This is a genomic window from Bacillus basilensis, assembly GCF_050630465.1.
GTDB classification, from domain to species: Bacteria; Bacillota; Bacilli; order Bacillales; family Bacillaceae_G; genus Bacillus_A; species Bacillus_A basilensis.
Genome location: NZ_JBNTQO010000001.1, coordinates 424259 through 443347, shown reverse-complemented (window position 1 = coordinate 443347; position 19089 = coordinate 424259). Strand labels below are relative to the sequence as shown.

General features: G+C 32.7%; 14 protein-coding genes, 4 pseudogenes and 1 other annotated feature. Of the genes and pseudogenes, 5 read left to right on the top strand and 13 right to left on the bottom strand.

Annotated features, from left to right (window positions below; genetic code table 11):
• Nucleotides 1-419 precede the first annotated feature (419 nt).
• Nucleotides 420-836 carry a VOC family protein gene (locus tag ACQVV1_RS02320; RefSeq protein ID WP_242253466.1) on the top strand — a complete coding sequence of 139 codons (417 nt, stop codon included), beginning with the start codon at nt 420-422 and terminating at the stop codon, nt 834-836.
• Between the two features lie 772 nt (nt 837-1608).
• A complete protein-coding gene (locus ACQVV1_RS02315; RefSeq protein WP_242253465.1) occupies nt 1609-1941 on the top strand; it encodes a DUF1904 family protein in 333 nt (110 codons plus the stop codon).
• A 173-nt stretch (nt 1942-2114) separates the two neighbouring features.
• Here ACQVV1_RS02315 and ACQVV1_RS02310 read toward each other — a convergent pair.
• From ACQVV1_RS02310 to ACQVV1_RS02295, 4 genes and pseudogenes are all read right to left on the bottom strand, one after another.
• A pseudogene (locus ACQVV1_RS02310) lies at nt 2115-2721 on the bottom strand (IS4 family transposase); the annotation flags it as partial.
• A gap of 252 nt (nt 2722-2973) precedes the next feature.
• On the bottom strand, nt 2974-3843 hold the full coding sequence (locus tag ACQVV1_RS02305; RefSeq protein WP_431168552.1) for a DUF421 domain-containing protein: 870 nt from the start codon (nt 3841-3843) through the stop codon (nt 2974-2976).
• 353 nt (nt 3844-4196) lie between these two features.
• A complete protein-coding gene (locus ACQVV1_RS02300; RefSeq protein ID WP_242253462.1) occupies nt 4197-4376 on the bottom strand; it encodes a small acid-soluble spore protein H in 180 nt (59 codons plus the stop codon).
• A gap of 214 nt (nt 4377-4590) precedes the next feature.
• On the bottom strand, nt 4591-5154 hold the full coding sequence (locus ACQVV1_RS02295) for an undecaprenyl-diphosphatase (protein ID WP_431168551.1): 564 nt from the start codon (nt 5152-5154) through the stop codon (nt 4591-4593).
• 514 nt (nt 5155-5668) lie between these two features.
• Between ACQVV1_RS02295 and ACQVV1_RS02290 the strand changes: the two genes are divergently transcribed.
• Nucleotides 5669-6289: a DUF2238 domain-containing protein gene (locus tag ACQVV1_RS02290; RefSeq protein WP_336376444.1), complete on the top strand. Its 621-nt coding sequence runs from the start codon at nt 5669-5671 to the stop codon at nt 6287-6289.
• A gap of 231 nt (nt 6290-6520) precedes the next feature.
• Nucleotides 6521-6829, top strand: coding sequence for a hypothetical protein (locus ACQVV1_RS02285; RefSeq protein ID WP_431168550.1), 309 nt, complete (start codon nt 6521-6523; stop codon nt 6827-6829).
• A gap of 368 nt (nt 6830-7197) precedes the next feature.
• On the opposite strand, the pseudogene ACQVV1_RS02280 reads toward ACQVV1_RS02285, so the two are convergent.
• Together ACQVV1_RS02280 and ACQVV1_RS02275 are read right to left on the bottom strand one after the other, a co-directional pair.
• Nucleotides 7198-7995: pseudogene (locus ACQVV1_RS02280) on the bottom strand (alpha/beta fold hydrolase).
• A 428-nt stretch (nt 7996-8423) separates the two neighbouring features.
• A complete protein-coding gene (locus tag ACQVV1_RS02275) occupies nt 8424-9371 on the bottom strand; it encodes a DUF7018 domain-containing (lipo)protein (RefSeq protein ID WP_431168549.1) in 948 nt (315 codons plus the stop codon).
• Nucleotides 9372-9927: 556 nt separating this feature from the next.
• Here ACQVV1_RS02275 and ACQVV1_RS02270 point away from each other — a divergent pair.
• A pseudogene (locus ACQVV1_RS02270) lies at nt 9928-10500 on the top strand (DJ-1/PfpI family protein).
• A gap of 172 nt (nt 10501-10672) precedes the next feature.
• Here the strand turns inward: ACQVV1_RS02270 and ACQVV1_RS02265 are convergent.
• The 7 genes and pseudogenes from ACQVV1_RS02265 to ACQVV1_RS02235 all read right to left on the bottom strand — a co-directional run bounded on the left by ACQVV1_RS02265 (nt 10673) and on the right by ACQVV1_RS02235 (nt 18951).
• The gene (locus ACQVV1_RS02265; protein ID WP_431168548.1) at nt 10673-11479 is read right to left on the bottom strand and encodes a DegV family protein; all 807 of its coding nucleotides are present in this window, start codon (nt 11477-11479) and stop codon (nt 10673-10675) included.
• 199 nt (nt 11480-11678) lie between these two features.
• Nucleotides 11679-12185: a DUF3189 family protein gene (locus ACQVV1_RS02260; RefSeq protein WP_242253453.1), complete on the bottom strand. Its 507-nt coding sequence runs from the start codon at nt 12183-12185 to the stop codon at nt 11679-11681.
• A 256-nt stretch (nt 12186-12441) separates the two neighbouring features.
• Nucleotides 12442-13035 (bottom strand): annotated as a pseudogene (locus ACQVV1_RS02255) (GNAT family N-acetyltransferase).
• A 4-nt stretch (nt 13036-13039) separates the two neighbouring features.
• The gene (locus ACQVV1_RS02250) at nt 13040-14062 is read right to left on the bottom strand and encodes a serine hydrolase domain-containing protein (protein ID WP_242253451.1); all 1023 of its coding nucleotides are present in this window, start codon (nt 14060-14062) and stop codon (nt 13040-13042) included.
• 97 nt (nt 14063-14159) lie between these two features.
• Nucleotides 14160-15398: an MFS transporter gene (locus ACQVV1_RS02245; RefSeq protein WP_431168547.1), complete on the bottom strand. Its 1239-nt coding sequence runs from the start codon at nt 15396-15398 to the stop codon at nt 14160-14162.
• A gap of 64 nt (nt 15399-15462) precedes the next feature.
• Nucleotides 15463-15721 (bottom strand) — a binding site (T-box leader).
• A gap of 175 nt (nt 15722-15896) precedes the next feature.
• Complete coding sequence (locus ACQVV1_RS02240; protein WP_242253449.1) at nt 15897-18035, bottom strand: penicillin-binding protein; 2139 nt, start codon at nt 18033-18035, stop codon at nt 15897-15899.
• 316 nt (nt 18036-18351) lie between these two features.
• A complete protein-coding gene (locus ACQVV1_RS02235; protein ID WP_431168545.1) occupies nt 18352-18951 on the bottom strand; it encodes an undecaprenyl-diphosphatase in 600 nt (199 codons plus the stop codon).
• Nucleotides 18952-19089: the final 138 nt, after the last annotated feature.

The window sequence follows — 19089 nt, the reverse complement described above, 5'->3', positions numbered from 1 at the left end:
GTTGTATAATGTTCACATAACGTCTCATTATCAGTAGCAAGGACAAGGAGGAATCTTCCCCTTATAAGGGAACCTCCTTTCTTAGTTCTATCGACCTATGCATTTTTTTATACATTCCTATCCTGGCACGGTTTTAGGGTTCTTTTTTGTTGTTGAATCAACAAAAAACTGTATTAAATCTTGCATACTCCTAAGGGTCACTATATATGTGTTAAGTAATAATACAATTGTTTAATTACAAATAAAATTGTTACATTTACAATAAAGGTGTTTAAAAATGTCAGTCATTTTATTCGGTTAAAGGGACAGTTTCTTGAATAATAGAAAGGGATATTCATAAGTAAATCGAAGTTAATTCAGAAGCTGTAATTTAGTATAGCATCGGGACGTACTACTCAACATTAAGGAGGAAATCGATTATGAGTGACACACAGACATTACGAGGATTAACCACAGTCAGTTTTTGGACGGATGATCTAGCAGCGGCAAAGAAGTGGTACGCCGAACTGTTGGGCATCGAACCTTACTTCGAACGTCCAGGATATACCGAGTTTCGTCTTGGTGATTACCAGCATGAGCTGGGGCTGATTGATAGCCGCTATGCGCCCGATGGTCCAGCGACCGGACCGGCCGGTGCTGTAGTGTACTGGCACGTCGATAATGTAACAGAAACTTTCAAAAATCTGCTGTCTATGGGAGCGAAAGAATACGAGGCACCCACAGAGCGTGGCGAGGGTTTTATTACTGCTTCCGTGGTCGATCCCTTTGGGAACATCTTAGGGATTATGTACAATCAGCATTATTTAGAGGTTCTGGGTTCGACTAGAAAAACGTAACTTCACAGTTCACCGAGGCTTGGTAAGTTGCACTGTGGAGGATAGCGATTATTTATGCAGATATGCAGTTGCAGCTGTCTCGAGTTATGTGATGCTTACCTCAATTGTTCGAAATTCTGCTACTACTCTGGAGACGAAAAGAACAAGAAAAGTGAAAAGGGTTTCACGAGGTAATAGTAAAGGACTATTTTAGAATAGAGCACGTTTGTACAATAACACTTAGATTTAAACAACTTTATTGTTGCATTTTTAAGTGTAGTAAAGTATTTCACATCAAAAATTAAAAGACTTTATTTTAACCCCTTCTTAAAGTCAGAACGGGGTTATACGTGTTTTAGATATTAAAATTAAATAACGTTATTGTCATTTTACAATATGAACGCTACGTATTCGACTTTCTCAATGACCAACATTACTTAACGTGGTAAAATAGTATTCGGATGGGAATCCAATGTTATTAAAATTAAAGTGGTTATCAAGTCGGAGGAAGGCACCTTAGGGTGTCTTTTCTTTTTAAAATATATAAGCGCACCATCCCTTTCCTAATAGAGGCCTCCCCTCATACCTCCTTACAGGGAGAATGATAAGGCTTTTTTATTTACCCAATTACCAAGCTCTCATATGTTTTAAATAGTTACAATACATGTATTGCTTCAATAACATATGATTATTCTTAAGAATGTCATTGAAATGTACCAATAGATGTTAGTGCAGCAAAATAAATTGTGTTATGATGTGAGCAAATATAAAGCTATCTAACGGAGGGATTCATATGCCGCATGTTGTGTTTCGTGGAATTACTACTGAACAATTAAAAAGCATAAGCAAGCCATTAGTAGAAGAGCTTGCAGAGATTTGTGAGTGTGGTACGGATAATTTTACCTTAGAACTACCAAGTTCTACGTTTGTATTCAATGGAGAAGAAATAAAAGCGTTTCCTCTTATTGAAGTGAAATGGTTCGAGCGTGGACAGGAAATTCGTAATCGATTTGCCAAGGCCATTACTACATATGTAATGAATTTTGGACTTCCAGAAGTAGAGGTTGTATTTACGGTTTTCACAGAATCAGCGTATTATATTAACGGGAAGCATTGTGCAAGTTAGAGCTATTTGAAAGATTTTTGTAACATTTATAAGGGGTAGAACCACATCGCTATCAAGCTAAGCTTATGTAACTTCAATATATAAGCGAGATTGTTTCTTTTTTCGAAAGTCTATATGTAGATGCTTTAAAGATTTGCATACGAAATAAACCCTGATGGGTTTCCTTTTTTGAATTAAGCCGCTTGATTATCAGACACAGTACAATTGTAAACGACACCTAATATATCAAAGACTGTTTTCTTCTCATACCTATGAGATTTTCGCCCGTTTTGCTGTAGGAGGTTGAACAGACGAATTAGAATCTTTGATAGCTCTTGGGTGTCTTTCTGTATAGCTTGGAAAAGAAGAAGGAGTTTGTCCTGGTTGAAGAGAGTTCATTACAACCTCCATATCTATCTGGATATACTCTGTACCTTCCTTGATTCGGCCATCTTGAAAATAATCAGGGTTGGGATTTTTTTGATAAATACGTGTATTCGATTTGATACATGAGATATAATAAGCCTTTTTCTCTTGTATATGTTGAAGATCTTTCAAATGAAAATAACCTAAATCTCGGATACATAAATCATTCGCTGTTACAGTTGGGACACACAGGGAACCATAGGTTCGATCATGTTGTTTACCTGGACCTGTATGAATATGAAGGAACTGTCCACTTAATAAATCATACTCAAGCTGAATCTTTATTCCCGCTGTATGACTGCATCCTCCTGCACCTGGATAAACGAATGAAAAAGGATCTGGAAGTTGAAATGCAGTTGTATCTAGGATGCGAATACCCTCCTGGTAGCTTCATGAGATGTAATAATTGGCGTTTAAACTTAATTTCCAGTAAATAGCCTTTTTCAACTAACAGAGGCGTTAATTTAATATCCAAGTATTGTTCTAATTCTTCAGTGTTACCTTAATCTGTGTGCCAATTTCAATATTTTTTGTATATCCGAAAAATTATAACATATCATTAATTTATGTAAGACTATCACTCAAAAATCACCAGTCCAAAAAGGACGCTTGTGAGAACGTCCTTTTTTATTCCTTTAGAAGGTAGGTTACCTTGTTTAAAATAGCTTCAATTTGTTGTGCATTTTTACTATACATTTCACTTGCCGTTTTTGATTTCGTTTCTAAAGAAAATAGTTCAAGATCAGCATGACATTTTTTTAAAGATGCTAATAATAAAGGTTTGTTTTGAGGAGAAGGCATTTGTAGTTTGTCATTATAAATGTCGATAGTAAGTTGTCCGTATGAATCCACTTGACCGAGAAAGACATTTTCAATAACAACACCGAGCTTTTCTAGTTCGGAATGCAACCAAGCGCGGTTATGCCCGCTTGCTGAAAGAGGTTCATCTAGTACATTGCCATCCATAATAACAGTTTGTGTTTCCTTTTTATTTGGCACTTTCAAGCCAATATCTTTTGCTGTTAGTGGTTGAGATTCTTTCTTTAATAATACATTTAATTCTCCGCTTGGTTCTAAGACAGCAAATTCTACTTCGGATATACTAAAAGCTCCGTTTCCTCTGAGAAGTTCAAGTAATTCATCACTGGTATACTTTTCTTTCTTTAAATTATCCTCAAGTATTTTTCCATCCTTTATTAAAACTATAGACTTACCTTCAAAGAAATCTCTCGCGGCTTTGTTTTTTAAGGAAAGAATTCCTACGAAAAAAGGTACCGAAGCGAAAATAAGTATGGCAAAGACGCCATGGAAAATTTTTTGGTTTAACCCCGTAGATACTTGAGCGGCGATACCACCAATTGTCATTCCAGCTACGTACTCGAAAAAGGAAAGTTGAGAGATTTGCCTTTTTCCTAAACATTTTGTGATAGTAAATAAAACAATTAATATGAATATAGAGCGGAGAATGACAAGTGCCCATTCGGGTAGGTAAGACATAGTAATTTCCTCCAGTCTACTTAAAACCCTTTATATTGAGGTTCTTCAGGTTCTAATACAGAAACCCTATCCTTTAAATCAGCAATGCATGTTTTTACATTTTTCTGGTGCCGTTGGAGGTACATTGTTATCACTAATTTAAATAAGTCATTTATTTAGTAATCTCTACCATAATTTAGTAGTTTTTTGCTTTATTAAAGTGGATTGTAACCACCAATCAAAAATATTTTTTATCCTTATTAACCTAATTAGCTAGAAGAAAATAGAAAATAAGATTACTCAAACATACAAACACCACTGTAAGTGGTGCTTGTATGTTTGAGTAATTATTTATTGAGGTAACATATAAACCATTAATGTTCTATTAAGTTGGATAAAGGGATTTCTTGTTCATTATTAGGTTCATTAAGAGGATATATTCTAGCTGTTTCATTATTTTCAGCCACATTTTGAATATAAATTGGAATTCCATTATACGTTACATTAGCCATGACTGGTGAAGCGGCAATCTCTTGTGCTCTTTGTTTGTTCATTATAATGACCTCCTTTTGATTTGTAACAGTCATAATATTTACTTCAAACCACTTAAGTATTCTTATTACTTAATAATAAGTAAACAGGGAGCAAGTTTTAATAATTAAGGGATTGGCTACATTTCTGTAGTTTATTCCAAAATATATCTCAAGAAAAAGTTACTTTAGTAAAAAAATGTGAAAGATTATGTACTGCGATTTATCAAAGATATCGTCAGAAATGTTTCAAATCTACAAAAAATATTTTTCTATATACATTTATAATCCAGGTAACAAAAGAATTAAATAAATATGAAGTATTGCCAATAACTATACTGGTTAAGATTCCCATAAAGGCACTTCCTATGATATCAAATGGATAATGATGCCCTAGCCAGATACGTGAGAACCCTGTCAAAATTGCTAAAAACCACATGATCGATCCAAATAAACGTTCACGAAGTAAGACAGAGGTTGCTAAGGCAAATGCTACTGCGGTATGTTTACTAGGAAATGAAGAATTATTCTTTGATGGAATAAGTAAACGCACACGGTGTATAACAAACGGACGAGGTTTAAAATAAAAGAACTGGATAAAACGATTTATACATAATGAAAATACTACTGATACCCCTGCAAATAAAATAATTTTTTTATAAGAATTGTTTCTAAACCACATTAAGGCTAATAAAAAAATGTACAGGAATCGAGTCTTTTGTGAAATAACTATCATAAATGTATCTATGGTTGAATTACGACCAGCTAGACGATTGATAGCCCTAAACATTTTGTAATTCATGCAGACGCTCTCCTTTGTTTTTGAAATGTTTATATAAATATAATGCCCTCACAAAAAAGAAATATGTAGTGTGCATGTCCTTTCTTATTATTCTACTCGGTATAAATAGATAAATAATATATAGTTGCAAATCGAACATGTTTAACGTGATAATGCTCCTTCTACTGGTTATGTACATTTTTAGTTTAGACACAAAAATTTATAGAAAGCACACTTCCCTATATTCTCTTCGCATTCTTAACTTGACATTGATATAGAGCTACACCTTTTAGAGCAGTTTACGCAGGCTGTAAATGTTATTCTTATTTAAAAATAATAGTTAAGTTTAGGTACGCGAATCATGCTGTGAATATAGCTATTTTCTTTGTGAATATCTACTAGGCAAGATCACTTTCCTTATTAAAAAAGCTGTTCTTAAGTGTAAACTAAGGCAAACAGTTCTAAATACTCTGTATACGAAACTACGATTTTTCAAATACTTTAAGTAGAAAGTCTTTCAATAGGAGTGAAAAAAGTGATAAGAGACAAAAGTAAAATGATTCATCTATTTTTATTATTAATTTTTACCACAGTTTTTATATGGTCCGTTATTAAGCCTGCAAGATACTCGACATGGGCAGCGGAAGCTATTCCTGCCGTTCTCGGTCTAATCATTATAATTGCAATATACAATAAGTTTCGCTTTTCCACTCTCTCTTATATCATAATTGCAATACTAGCCATTATAATGTTCATCGGTGGTCATTACACATACTCAAAGGTTCCACTTTTTAATTGGATAAAAGATGCTTTTGATTTAAATCGGAATCACTACGATCGATTTGGACATTTGATAAAAGGTTTTTTTACAATTGTGATAAGAGAAATATTATTACGGAAAACTCAACTAACCGAAGGTCCTTGGTTAGTTACGATTAGTATAAGTATTTCGCTTGCTATTGCTGCATTATACGAAATCATCGAATGGTTAACTTTTAAAATAGCAAAGGGAGGAAAAGGGGCAAAAGACTTTTTAGGTATGCAAGGCGATATATGGGATGCACAATGGGATATGTCACTTGCCTTAGTAGGGTCGATTCTTGCGTTACTCACCCTTTCGACATTACATAACAGATTATTAAAAAAGAAGTCATAAAGTTCCAATCTAATAATACATAACTTTTCATCTCCTTTTTGAATTTTTTATAAAACTATTTTGCACATTTCAGTAAAAAACACTTAGGTAATATTAGGAGATTCCGATTTAAAAATCAAGAATTATTAGTATAAGTTGGCATCATAAATTTCTATAAAATATCGCATCATAAATTATGTGAAATTGAACCTAGTGTTTCTTTTTACGATTTTTTTACAGGGGGGGACAAAAATGAATATTCTTAACTTTTTGATTTCATTATTCAATTCTAAAAAAATAACCCAACAAATGTTTGAGTTATTAGGAAATAAAAAGAAGAATAATAAAGAATGGATTTGGGCTTCTTTACTAGGATTAGGAACAGTTTTGGGATTATTAGCAACACGTAATTCAAGTATGATGAGACCTATGAAACATACGTTCCAAGGTTTTCAAAATAAAACAAGAATATTTATTCCATCCAAAGTAAACTTGGCAAATATAGAGTTTGCTGATGAAATTAAGCCTATCACACAGAAGAAACAAAGTAATCCAAACTAGTAACTGTTACTATTAAAAGACAACAACCCTATAAAAAGCAGATAGCCGGTTTCTTGTTTTACAGGAAATCGGCTAATCTGTTTTAATACGTAAAATTTTCTTTTTTGGATATGGTGATCCGAATTAATTTTTCAACATCCCCACTTGTTAATTGTTATGTATCTTCCTCTAACTCATACCTTCATTGTCCATTAGGTTCATGGGGTACTTTTTTAAATCTTCACTTTTAGAAATCCCCTATTTCCACAATTTCATTTCTAATTGATTTACTGCTAATCATAATTTTTTTAAGTTAGAAACAAAACTTATACCGTTATCCTTTTTGAAAATATAAATTTCAAATCCCCTTTAGGATTTGAGATAATACTTTATGATTTAAGAACTTCTTTAAGCACCTTAGAATGAGTACAAACAAACTGCTCAATCATTTGATTTAACTCTGTAGCCGCTTTTGTTGGTATTTGATGTTTTGCACCAGTAATAAATCTTAATTCATTACATGGCAATTCTTCATGTAGTAAGTTTGCATGACTATAAAAAGTTTTGTCATTTTCTCCATAAACCAACAACACAGGTAGATGAATGTCTTTAAGTTGATTGGTACAATTATATTGCAAACTGTAGCGATAATATTGTTCAATATTTTTGGCATTACCTTTCCGAGCTTCTCAAAACATTTTTTTGAATAATTTATTTGTATTTGAATTCCCCCAAGAAATGGAAAATGCTAAAAATGAAATTGCTCTTGCTTTCGCCAATTGGACACCAAGAGAAATCTTATTTTTTAAATAGCCTTGACGCACTTCTGACATTCCACCTATTAGAATCCCACCTAAACTATTTTCGGGATATGTTAATAAAAATTCCAAGGCAACTGAGCTTCCTATTGAATACCCACATACAAAAGACTTTTTTATTTCCAAATAATCCAGTAAACTCTTCATATCTTTAGCAATTAGTGAATACGTAATTGGCTGACTTGAACTCTAACTGTTGCCATGTCCTCTAACATCAAAAGCGATTACTTTAAAATTTCTAGATAATTCTTCTAGTTGATATTCAAAATTTTCACAAGTAAGTGTAGGTGGGTGGATAAAAATGATAGGCGTCCCTTTTCCTTTTACTATGTAGTAAAGGTTACACCCCTCTACATCTAACTTTGGCATGTATTCAATCACCTTAACAATTTATAATCTCTTAGTAAAAGCTACTTATTTCATAAGTATTTCACCCTTAATAATTTGTATAAAAAGAAAGAAATATACTCCCTTTCTCTTTTGTTAAAGGACTCAATATCCATTTCCCTCTTCACAAAACATAAAATGTTTAAAAAAGTTCATTTAATCAACGAAACATTCTAAACATTTAAGACAGATATATAGCTGTTTCGCTAGTCACTTTTGGAATAAAGCTTTTAATATTTTTTATTCCTGCATAGCTCTCCTCAACTCGCTTATACTATAACTGTAACTTAAGCTTAATGAATTAAAGAGAAAGCGGATTTGTTTCTTTGATATAAAAAAGGCACTTACTGAAAAAGTAAATGTCTTTTTTGAATGAATTAAAATCAAATAGCGTACATACTTTGCATGAATTACTTACGTTTTTCTGCTTGTAGACTGTTTCCCTTTGCGTCTGTCATCTTGAACGAATTGTCTTTAAAGGAATCAACCTTGTAGTCTACTGCTACTTTTAACTGGCTTGTATCAATCTTATTCCCGTTTTTTACAACTTCTTTCGCCGTTAAAGATACTTGGTTTTTTTCTTGAGTGTAGAACCAGCTTCCTTCCATATGGTTTTGCTCATAGGGTGTTTTACCTTTGTCATCATAAGCGATATATGTACCATCCTCAAGAAACTCAACTGCTTTGATGAATTCAGAACCTTCATAGCTGCCCCATTCCCCTACTAACTCTTTACCACTTATTGATAGTTGCACATCTTTATTACTAAGAGTAGAAGTATCAGAAATTGAAAGACTATCAGTTTTAGAGTCAGAGTTATCCTTAATTTCATTCGTTTTACCTACTATCGCATCTTGAATTGGCTTGTAACCAGATACCCAAAGTTCAGAACCTTTTTTTAGTAAGTCTTTTGACTTTACTGCTTTATCCTTAAGTTCTTTCTCGTCTGCTTTCTTGTCTGATGTTAATATTTCTTCTTGAATCGAATATGCTTCTTTATAACAATCTACTGCTTTTAATATGTCTTTATGGGCATCTCGATACTCTACTGGCGGTTCAATAGTATCAAACTTCTTAATGATTTTCTGTATATCCTTTACTTGTGCTAATATTTTCTTAGATACTTCATTATCACTGGTTGTTCTATCCTTTGCTGTTTCAGACATTTCAGTGACTTTCTGCAAGAATTCGGTAGATATAGCTGTTATTCGATCAGGATACTTGTCTTTCGATAACTTCTCTTTTGTTTCTGCTTTTGATTCCACTTTTTCTTTCGGCTTTGCATCTGTTTTCTCAGATCCACAACCTACTAATAGCATAAATGGTACTGCAAGCGTAACTAGTTTCTTTACTTTCATATTAACCCTTCCCCCTTAAAACTAAAAAGATACATACCTATGCATATATAAAGATATATCTTTTATATGCTGTTGGTTAAATTTGGATGAACGAATATTATTTTATATTGAAAAAATAAATACGTCAAAATTATTTTACAAAAATTATAAAAATCATATGATTTATTGATTGCTGGCAATTTATATATATATTAGTAAGCTAATGAAACAAAGCCCCCCTAAAAAAGAAAAATGTGTTTCTATCTGTAAATTTATAAGAAGGATGACGGTTTTATTTCTATTTGTATGTGTGATTTCCTTTAGAATTTTAAAGATTCTCATCCCCAATACCTTACAAGTTATTGCTACAGATCTTGGTTTTGTACAAAAAATCGCTAACCCCCCTTTCATACGCATGGAATATACAGGGATTTATAACTTAATATAGAACATAAAAAGGAGAAGTTTATATTGTAAATAAAGGGACATACATATGGAGTTAGAATCAGTTGTTAAAGCAATTTTTTGTTAGAAAATTTAATTGGTAACGTTAACAACAGTAATGGGGGAGTAGAAAATGAAAATTGCAATAGTCTGTTTCGATAACTTTACTGATATAGATGTTTTTCTACCATGGGATTTATTAAATCGTGTACGTTTAGTTGGCGGTATTTCTGATTGGAATGTCCAACTATTAGGAACGGAAAAAACTCATATTTCCATGTCTGGTTTGCGTATTCCGATGACAGGAAGCCTATCTGATATTCCATCTGCTGACGCTGTAATATTTGCAAGTGGTAAGGGTGTACAAGATTTATATAAAAATTAAGAATATCTTCATAGCATTCATGTAAATCCTCAAAGACAATTAATAGGATCTATGTGTTCTAGTTCACTACTATTAGGAGCTAAAAAATTGTTAACTGGCAAAAAAGCAACTACATATCCATCCGCAGTAGAACAACTTAAAGAATTTGGTGTAGACGTTATTGAAAAAAGTTTCGTAAATGAAGGAAATATTTCAACTGCTGCGGGTTGTTTTGCTGCTCAAGAACTCTCAGCTTGGATTATAAGAACCCTAATTAATCAAGAAATGGTTGATATTGTACTAGAAACTGTTCAACCAGTAGGCAAAGGGTTATATTTTTAATTTCAAATCAAGTCAAGGGATTGTGCTTGCTCCCTAAAGCGATAAAATAAAATTTTTGTTTCGAGTTAACACAAATTTCGTTCTAAAGCGCTATAAAACTTCCACCTGATGGCGGCGTGGTGTGCACCATTTTTAAATAAAAAAACCCGCGAATTATTCACGGGTTTTCTTCTTAATAACTAATTGCTATTGTACCTTCACCTGCATGAACCGCAAATGAAATTGGTAATGGATACAGTTTAAAATCCATTTCTGGGAATGATTTTTTAATATCTGTAATCCATTCTTCAGCTCCATCTTTATCGTTAGCATGGAACATATGAAGTACTCTTGGTAACTCTTTTTCAAGTTCATTTTTAATGTATTCTCGACATTTTTGGATTTTGCGAACTTTCTTTTCAAGTAAAAGTTCTCCACCTTTTACTTCTAATATTAAGTTGACACTTAATAAACTTCCAAGTAAAAATTGAACTCCCTTTACACGTCCACTTGCATAAAGGCCTTTTAAACTTTTCGGGAATACGTGGAAAGGTCTTCTTTTTTCATCTACTAATGTTTTGTGTATATCTTGTAAAGTCATACCATCATTGTATAACGATTTCGCTTTTCTAATTAGTTCATCCATTGGATAGCTTGTTGTTTCACTATCTAATACCGTTAATGGGAAACCTGCCATTTCTGCAGCTAATTTCATGTTTTGATAGGTTCCACTTACTTTTCCGCTAATAGCAACTGCAAATCCCTCTTCATATTCTTCTTTGCACTTCGAAAATAAATCTACCATTTCCCCTATGTTAGGCTGTGATGTAGTGACAGTTTTACCTTCGTTCACAGCATTATAAACGCGCTCACGCACACCTTCTTCACAATCTTTGTACGACACACCATCAATAATAACTTCAATTGGGATAACAAAGTTATCTCCTTCTGTTGTAAAACTCGCAGTTGTACTATCAGTAATCCAAGCAACACGCTTCATGTTGTTCCTCCCTTAATTCAATTCCTCTTTTCTAATTTTTCTATATATTTATGTTATGAAAAGAGAATATCCCTGTAATAGTAACAGGACTTTATTGTTTTGGCTATAGTAGATAGATGATAAATGTGAATATTTCTTGTCTTTTTCACAAATTAAAAAGAAAATCAAGAAATTTGCTCGATTTTCTTTTTATCATACATTATTTAAAAGTTTCATTATCTAAAATCACAACATAATCATTTGTTAATCGTCCGGCTTCTTTCGTATAACTAACAAGTCTTTGTACATTATCACAACTAAGTTTTGCTCCCCATACAAGTAGTGGTACACCAATAAAGTCAATATGAAATCTTCTAGAAAACAGACCGCCAAAAGTCATTGGTAAAGGCACTGTTGGTGATGTATTAGAAAAAATAATCTTTTCATGACTTTGATAATGCTTTTGCAGAATTTCTCCTAAATGCTTCATCGCAGGTACAACGACTTTTGATGCGCCGCATCCAATTGTATAAACCGGGTTACCATTTTCATCTATTCCATGAAAAATAATTTTCCCCATATCTTCAGTTTTCAATTTATTAAAGTATTCTACATTTAATATTTCTTCTTTTGTTAGCTTGCGATCCGTTGGTAATTTATTTAAATGATAAGCTGCAGCGAGTGCAGTTGAATGTGTTCCGCCGAAATCTGTGTAAATGAATATCATATTATCATCCCTTGTTATAAAAGTTCAATGTTATTTAGTATTACCGTTCACAGCATTGATAAACAAGTGATGAATGTATTTACACTTTTTTGTTAGTTTATTATATGTTTTTCGATTATACTACCATCTATTAATTACGTTACATAATGTAATAGTTATTAGTATTATTTACAAAAGTAAACAGACGTATTTTTGACTCGTACGTCTGCTATCATCTTTATTCAAAACAAATATATCCTTTAACCCGTATGAATTGTTAACTAAAATACTTTTCAAAACAAAAACAATCATGAACCCGTTTAAATTGTTTTCTTATGTCTTCTTTATTTTCACCTGTATAATGAGCAAATGTTTGAACTGGATATAACTGATCTATATTACTTTTCATTACACCTTTCATCTCGTCAGTATGATCGCTATATACGTGTAAATAGGAGTCTACGTTTACAAATCCGTTCTTTTCATACCATCCATGAACTCATAAATTGTCCCTAGTCCATGCTTCCAGGCGATTTAGGTTATGTTCTTTTACTAACTTTTCTGCTTTATATAATAGTTGATCACCAATTGTCCTTCTACGAAAATCCGGATGAACTGCAATATGCCAAATCATACCGCCAAGGCCAGTTCCTCTTGAACAAACTGTACGTTCTTCTAATTCATATTCGATATCTATTAAACCCACAATTTGATTTTCATATACAGCTACTAATTCAATAGCAGGATGTTCATATTTTTCTTTCTCTCTAAACACATTATCGTAATAAGCTGTATCTAAAAAAGATAACACACGACAACGTACCCAACCGGTTTCATCCTCTTTTTTATACGCTCTAATTTCTATATCCATATAATTAAAAAGCTCCTTCTATTTCTTTCATTAATTTTTCGGGTCCCGCCCCTTTATTTGACGGAATAACTAATGTAATTCCTAAGTCTGGATATACGGCTGAGCGAAAACTGACGCCTGGATCATATCCCATTACATGATATTTAAATACCTTGTTATCTCTTGTTTCAATCCATACTCCATAGCCGTAAGACTGATTCTTATTTACTTGAATGTGAGGAGTTAAAAGTATTTTTGTATATTCTCGGCTTATGATTTCATAGTTAAATAACGCTTCCCAGAACTTCAGCATGTCTGGCGCAGTAATAAAGGCTCCACCATCAGAACCACCTTTTATCGGAATAGAGTAAGCATTTGTTCTCCATGTCTGGCTAATTTCATCTTGTATATATCCAATTGCTGTGTGTCTTGGTAATCTATCTAAAGAAAAATAGCCAGAATCATTCATATCGATTGGTTTAAATATGTTTTTTTCTATATACTCCGTAAATGTAAGTTCTGTCTGTTCTTCGATTATTAATCCAAGTATGATAAACCCTGCATTATTGTAGTGAAACTTACTTCCTGGTGCAAACATCATATCTCTGTTTTGAAATAATGGTAAAAAGTCTTTTAAACTTTTTAATAGATACATAGGAGTTTCTTTCCAAAGATCCTCAAAGTTATCCAAAATACTTTCATCAAAATAATCTGGAATACCCGAACTATGCGTCAGAAGGTGATGTATTGTAATATCTTCATTGAAATTTGGGAATTCAATACTTAAACAATCTTTTAACTTTGTATGAAAAGTAATTATACCCCTTTCAACAAGTTGACAGATTCCAATTGCTGTGAAGATTTTACATCCCGAGGCAATTCCGAATCTAGTTTGTAGTGTATTGTTTATACATTCATTTCGATTTGCATAACCAAACGCCTCTTCATAGACTAAGCTTTTTTCCTCTTTCACTAAAATTACCCCTGAAAAATCTATATGCCGATGTATTTCTTTTACAATATTGTCTATTTGATCTTTTGTTTTCATTATAAAAATCACCCTTGTTCATCAATATTGTTCACCCTTCTTATATTTCCATGTATAGGAGGGTGAACCCTCCTATATAACACCGTAAATTCTAAAACTATTTCGAATGTATTGACTCAGAAGAATGCGCCTTAGAATGTAAAGGCAATAAAGTAAACACACACAATATGATAGTAATAAGTAGCATTACTAAAGATCCTATAATAACTACAAGTTGTATAGAAATAAATTGGGTTGCAACTCCAAACAAAATCGTAATTAAAATGGTGATACCTGCAATAAATAAGCCATATATGCTCCCAATCCGTCCCATTATATGGACAGGGACATTATTTTGATAAAAAGTGTTAAACCCTGTATTTGCATACGCCATAGAGAAAGATAAAAGAAAGAATCCAATTGCAGCCATTAAAAACTCATTTGAAAAAGCATAAATTATATAACCGATTGCGATGAATACTGATCCTATTCCAATTAAAAATGAAGGTGTTAATTTTTTTGATAAAATTGTATTTGTTATTGCTCCTAAAATAAAGCCGGCTCCAGCGATACTAACTAAAAAGCCATATTCACTATCTGTTAACAATAAAACTTCTTTTGCAAATGACAATTCAAGTGAATCAGTAGCGGCCACTAAAACCATCATTCCTTGAAATAAGAAGTACACAAAAACGATATATAAAGATTTTTTACTGAAATTTAAAACGATGTTCCAATCTTTTTTTAGTACAGCTAAAGATAACTTATCATTTGAGGTAATAATATCAGGTTTTTTCTCAAGATTAGGTAACAGTAATGTAATTACTCCTGATAAGAGAAATGCTATAGCATTCATATATATAGCAAACTCTGATGTATTTGCTATTAACAATGCTCCCGCTATCGATGGACCAATTACAGAAGCACCAGATCCTATTAAACTACGCAATGAGTTGAAACGTTGTCTTTTCTCAATTGGAATTAATTTAGTCATATATGTCATAGCAGTTGGTTTATAAATCGCACTGGCCATACTTATAAAGAATACGAACACATAAACCATCCAAAGTGATGGAAGTAAAGGTAAAATAGCGATAAATACCGCGCGATATATATCGAGGTGAATCATTAACTTCCGTTTATTTAAACGATCAATCATACTTCCTGACCAAGCGTTTGTAAATAAAGCGGCTAATGGTTTAATTACATATAAAGTAGCAACTGCTAAGGCTGAGCCACCCATATGATAGACAAGTACATTCAGTGCTATTAAGTAAATCCATGCCCCTAAATTCGCAATACCAACTCCGAACAGTAGTAATAAAGGATATTTCCAATTTTTTAGTAAGTTTTTCATTTTAGGCCTCGCTTTCCAAATTGTTTTAAACCAATAAAAAAATCCCACCCCCAAGACTTTTAGTCTTAGGGACGAGATTTATCATCGCGGTGCCACCCTAGTTTGTTAATATGTCACCATATTAACCTTATCAGGTACTGCATTTTGATTCATGCTTATACCTTATCTCTATAACGGGAGCTCCCGTCACACCATCCCCTAATAATAGGTTCCGATGCGCTGCTCAGAGGCTTGGTTCAATAAAGAATTTTTACTCCTTTTCAGCTAAATGGAGCTCTCTGTGAAAAATTCATTTTATTTACTCTTCTCTTTACCGCATTTATTTTTTCCATATTATCACAATTATTTTTAACTGTAAATAAAAAATAATCAGATATTTAGTGATACGTAACTGTTAATTCTCTTATTTATTATTTTTTTCTAAAAATTACGGTGCGTGAAATTACTTACATCTATAAAAAAGAGCCTATTGTATATAGACTCTTTACATTGCCCAAATTAATTTGTATTCGCCTCTGCTAACGGTTGTAATGGTGGTTCTAATTCTAGTTCTAATATATCGCCTTCTTGTATATCTTGTCCCTTTTCAATGCTTTGACTCGTTACATAGCCTGTCCCTGAAGTTTTTAAATCTAATTTTAATAGTTTAGAGAAATACATAACATCACGCATGGACCAACCTTTTAAATTTGACATTTTGGGGTTGCTTCCTAATAAAAATATACGATCCCCTTCACTCATTACTTCACCAGACTGCGGATATTGTTTTTTGATTTTTTCTTCTCCTAAAATTATCGGCTGGAGTTTCTCTTTTTTTACACTATTCTCTACTGCATCTATTGATTGGTTGACATAATTTTGTACTTTTAATTGAGATCGTTTCGTTGCATCTGTCATTTGTTGTTCTGTAAATGGTTTCACTTTTAAATATTCAAGGCTATTTTTGATAACTGGTTTAAATATTTCAGCAAGCGGCTGAGCTCCATACTCGTCTCCCTTTAACTTTGGCTGCTTAATAGCTAAGTATACAATTAACTCTGGGTCATCAATCGGAGCCATACCTAAAAATGAAAAAATATAATTTTCTTTCCCTTCCATATATCGTCCATTTTCAGGATTCGGAATTTGCGCTGTTCCTGTCTTACCTCCAATTGGATAACCATCCACTTTATACATTGTACCGGTCCCTTTTGAAGACGTAATAACACGTTCCATTAAGTCTCTTACCTTGTTCGCTGTCTCTTTTTTTATCGGATTCCCAATTTCTTTCGGTTGATTTTCCATAATAACTTGTTTGTTTGTTGGATTTACAACTTTGTCAACGATATATGGTTGCATCATTTTCCCATCATTTGCTATAGCAGTAGCAGCTTGGATTAATTGAATAGGAGTTACTGTAGAACCTTGTCCAAAAGAAGTTGTGATTTGTTGAATTTGTGTACTTAATAATAAAGTATTTTTACTTTCACCAGGTAAATCTATTCCGGTTTTTTGGTTAAATCCAAATTTATTCATATATTGCTTAAATTTATCGGGTTTTAATAACTGATCTTCTAAAATAGAAAAAGCTACGTTTGATGATCTTTCAAAGCCTTCATCAAATGTAATAGATCCCCATCCAAATCCACCATTATGATCTTTTATATCCGATGAACCAACGGAATATTTTCCGGATTGAAAATATTCTTTCCCGTTGTATACACCTTCATTAATTGCAGCAGCTAACGTAAATATTTTCATTGTTGAACCTGGTTCATATGCATTTGCGATTGGATCATTTAAAAAGTATTCAATATCGCCTTTATTAGGATTAAAACTGGGTTTACTAGACATTGCTAAAACTTTCCCTGTCTTTGGATCCGCTATGATTCCTACTAACATGGAAGGATCATAGTGCTCTTGTGCCTTATTCATCGATTCTTCTAAAAAACTATTAATTTGTTTATCAAGCGTAAGGTAAACGTTATTTCCATTTTTAGCGGGTTCTATTTTCCCTATATCATTTGTAAGCGGGATACCTCTTCGTGCTCCTACATATTCTATTTCCCCATTTGTCGAGCGCAAATATTTATCCAAACTTTTTTCAAGTCCAAATTTCCCTTCTGTATTTCCTTTATCGTCTGGTCTAGCAAAACCAAGTATATAAGATGCAAAATCTTCATTCGGATACACTCTTGCTTTCTCTGACATAAAAGATACACCCGGGATTTTTAATTTTTTAATTTGTTCTTTCTTTTCTCTAGATAAATTCCGACCAACTTTTCCAATTTCAACTTGCGTACGCCCCTCATGAAAATTTTTTAGCACATCTTCTTTATCAATTTCAAGCGCATCTGCTAATTGCCCTGCGGTTTCATCTTTATTTTTCACTTTATCTGTTCCTTTTAAATTCACAACAACACGATACGTTGTGGAATCTTGGACTAGTACCTTTCCAGTTTGGTCATATATTGTGCCACGATTTGCTTCCAAAACACCATTTTTATTATGTTGTTCAGTTGCAAGATCCTTGACGTTTACATTATGCACGACCCCTACTGCTTGAATATAAAATATACGCAAAATCATAGTAAGAAACAAAATAATAAAAGCAACCATAAAATACCGCGCGCCTTTATTCGTTTGAAGTTTATGCATATTTCGCTCCTTTCTTTATTAATTGATACATGCACAGATGCGCTTTCAAATAAGTAATTTTTGCTTTCGATACTATATGTTTCGAAGTTTTCTTATTAATTCCTTTAAAACAATGTGAAACTAGTTATTGTTATTTTATTAAAATACTTAAAATACAGTACGTGAAATTTAAGAATATTCATTCTTTTTACTCTTACTGCCTAACACTCGAATTATTATTGCAAGCAATCTATTCACTTGTATACAACAAAAAATCCTCCTCTGGATTTCCAAAGGGGGATTTTTTTCCTAATCTATAAAAGGCTAGTTATAAAATTTAAGCTACATGGTTATATTTCTCTAAAAAAGGAATTCGTTTCGCTACGAGTGCATACACCTTGAAAACAAGTTTTGCAATTGGTTCAAATATACGTTTTTTCTGCAACAATAAACTGCTTGTTATAATTGTTATTACAGCTGCACCCATTACATCTAAAGGGAAATGAACACCTACATACAAACGTGATATACAAACTAAAACCGCCCATAAAAGTGCAATATATCTTAACTTTTCTCCTCTAAGAATAAAAATAAATGCAATCGATAATACAAGTACAGAATGATCACTAACAAAAGATGAGTTTTCTGCATGTGGTACTAATTGATTCACATCATATGATACAAAAGGACGTGGATGATAATATACTACATGAATAAAAACATTTACTAGTAATGCAATTATCACTGAAAGTGTCGTATACAACACTGTATATTGTTTTCTTATCGCATTCTCTTTCTTTCCGTTATGAAACCATAAGATAAACATGAATAGAATAGCCACATATGCAGCGCTATTTGTAGTAGCAATCATTACCTCATCTAAGAGCGCAGATGTACCTGCTATATTGTTTATCCATTGAAATACTGTGTAATTCACATTACTCTCTCCTTATAATTTCTTGTTTTACTTGAAATAAAGATACAAGTTTACTTGATTTACACAGTATACAACATTTACACACATTTAGATTTTCACTTTACTATTTTTCATTTGACAATTATGTAACTATTTATA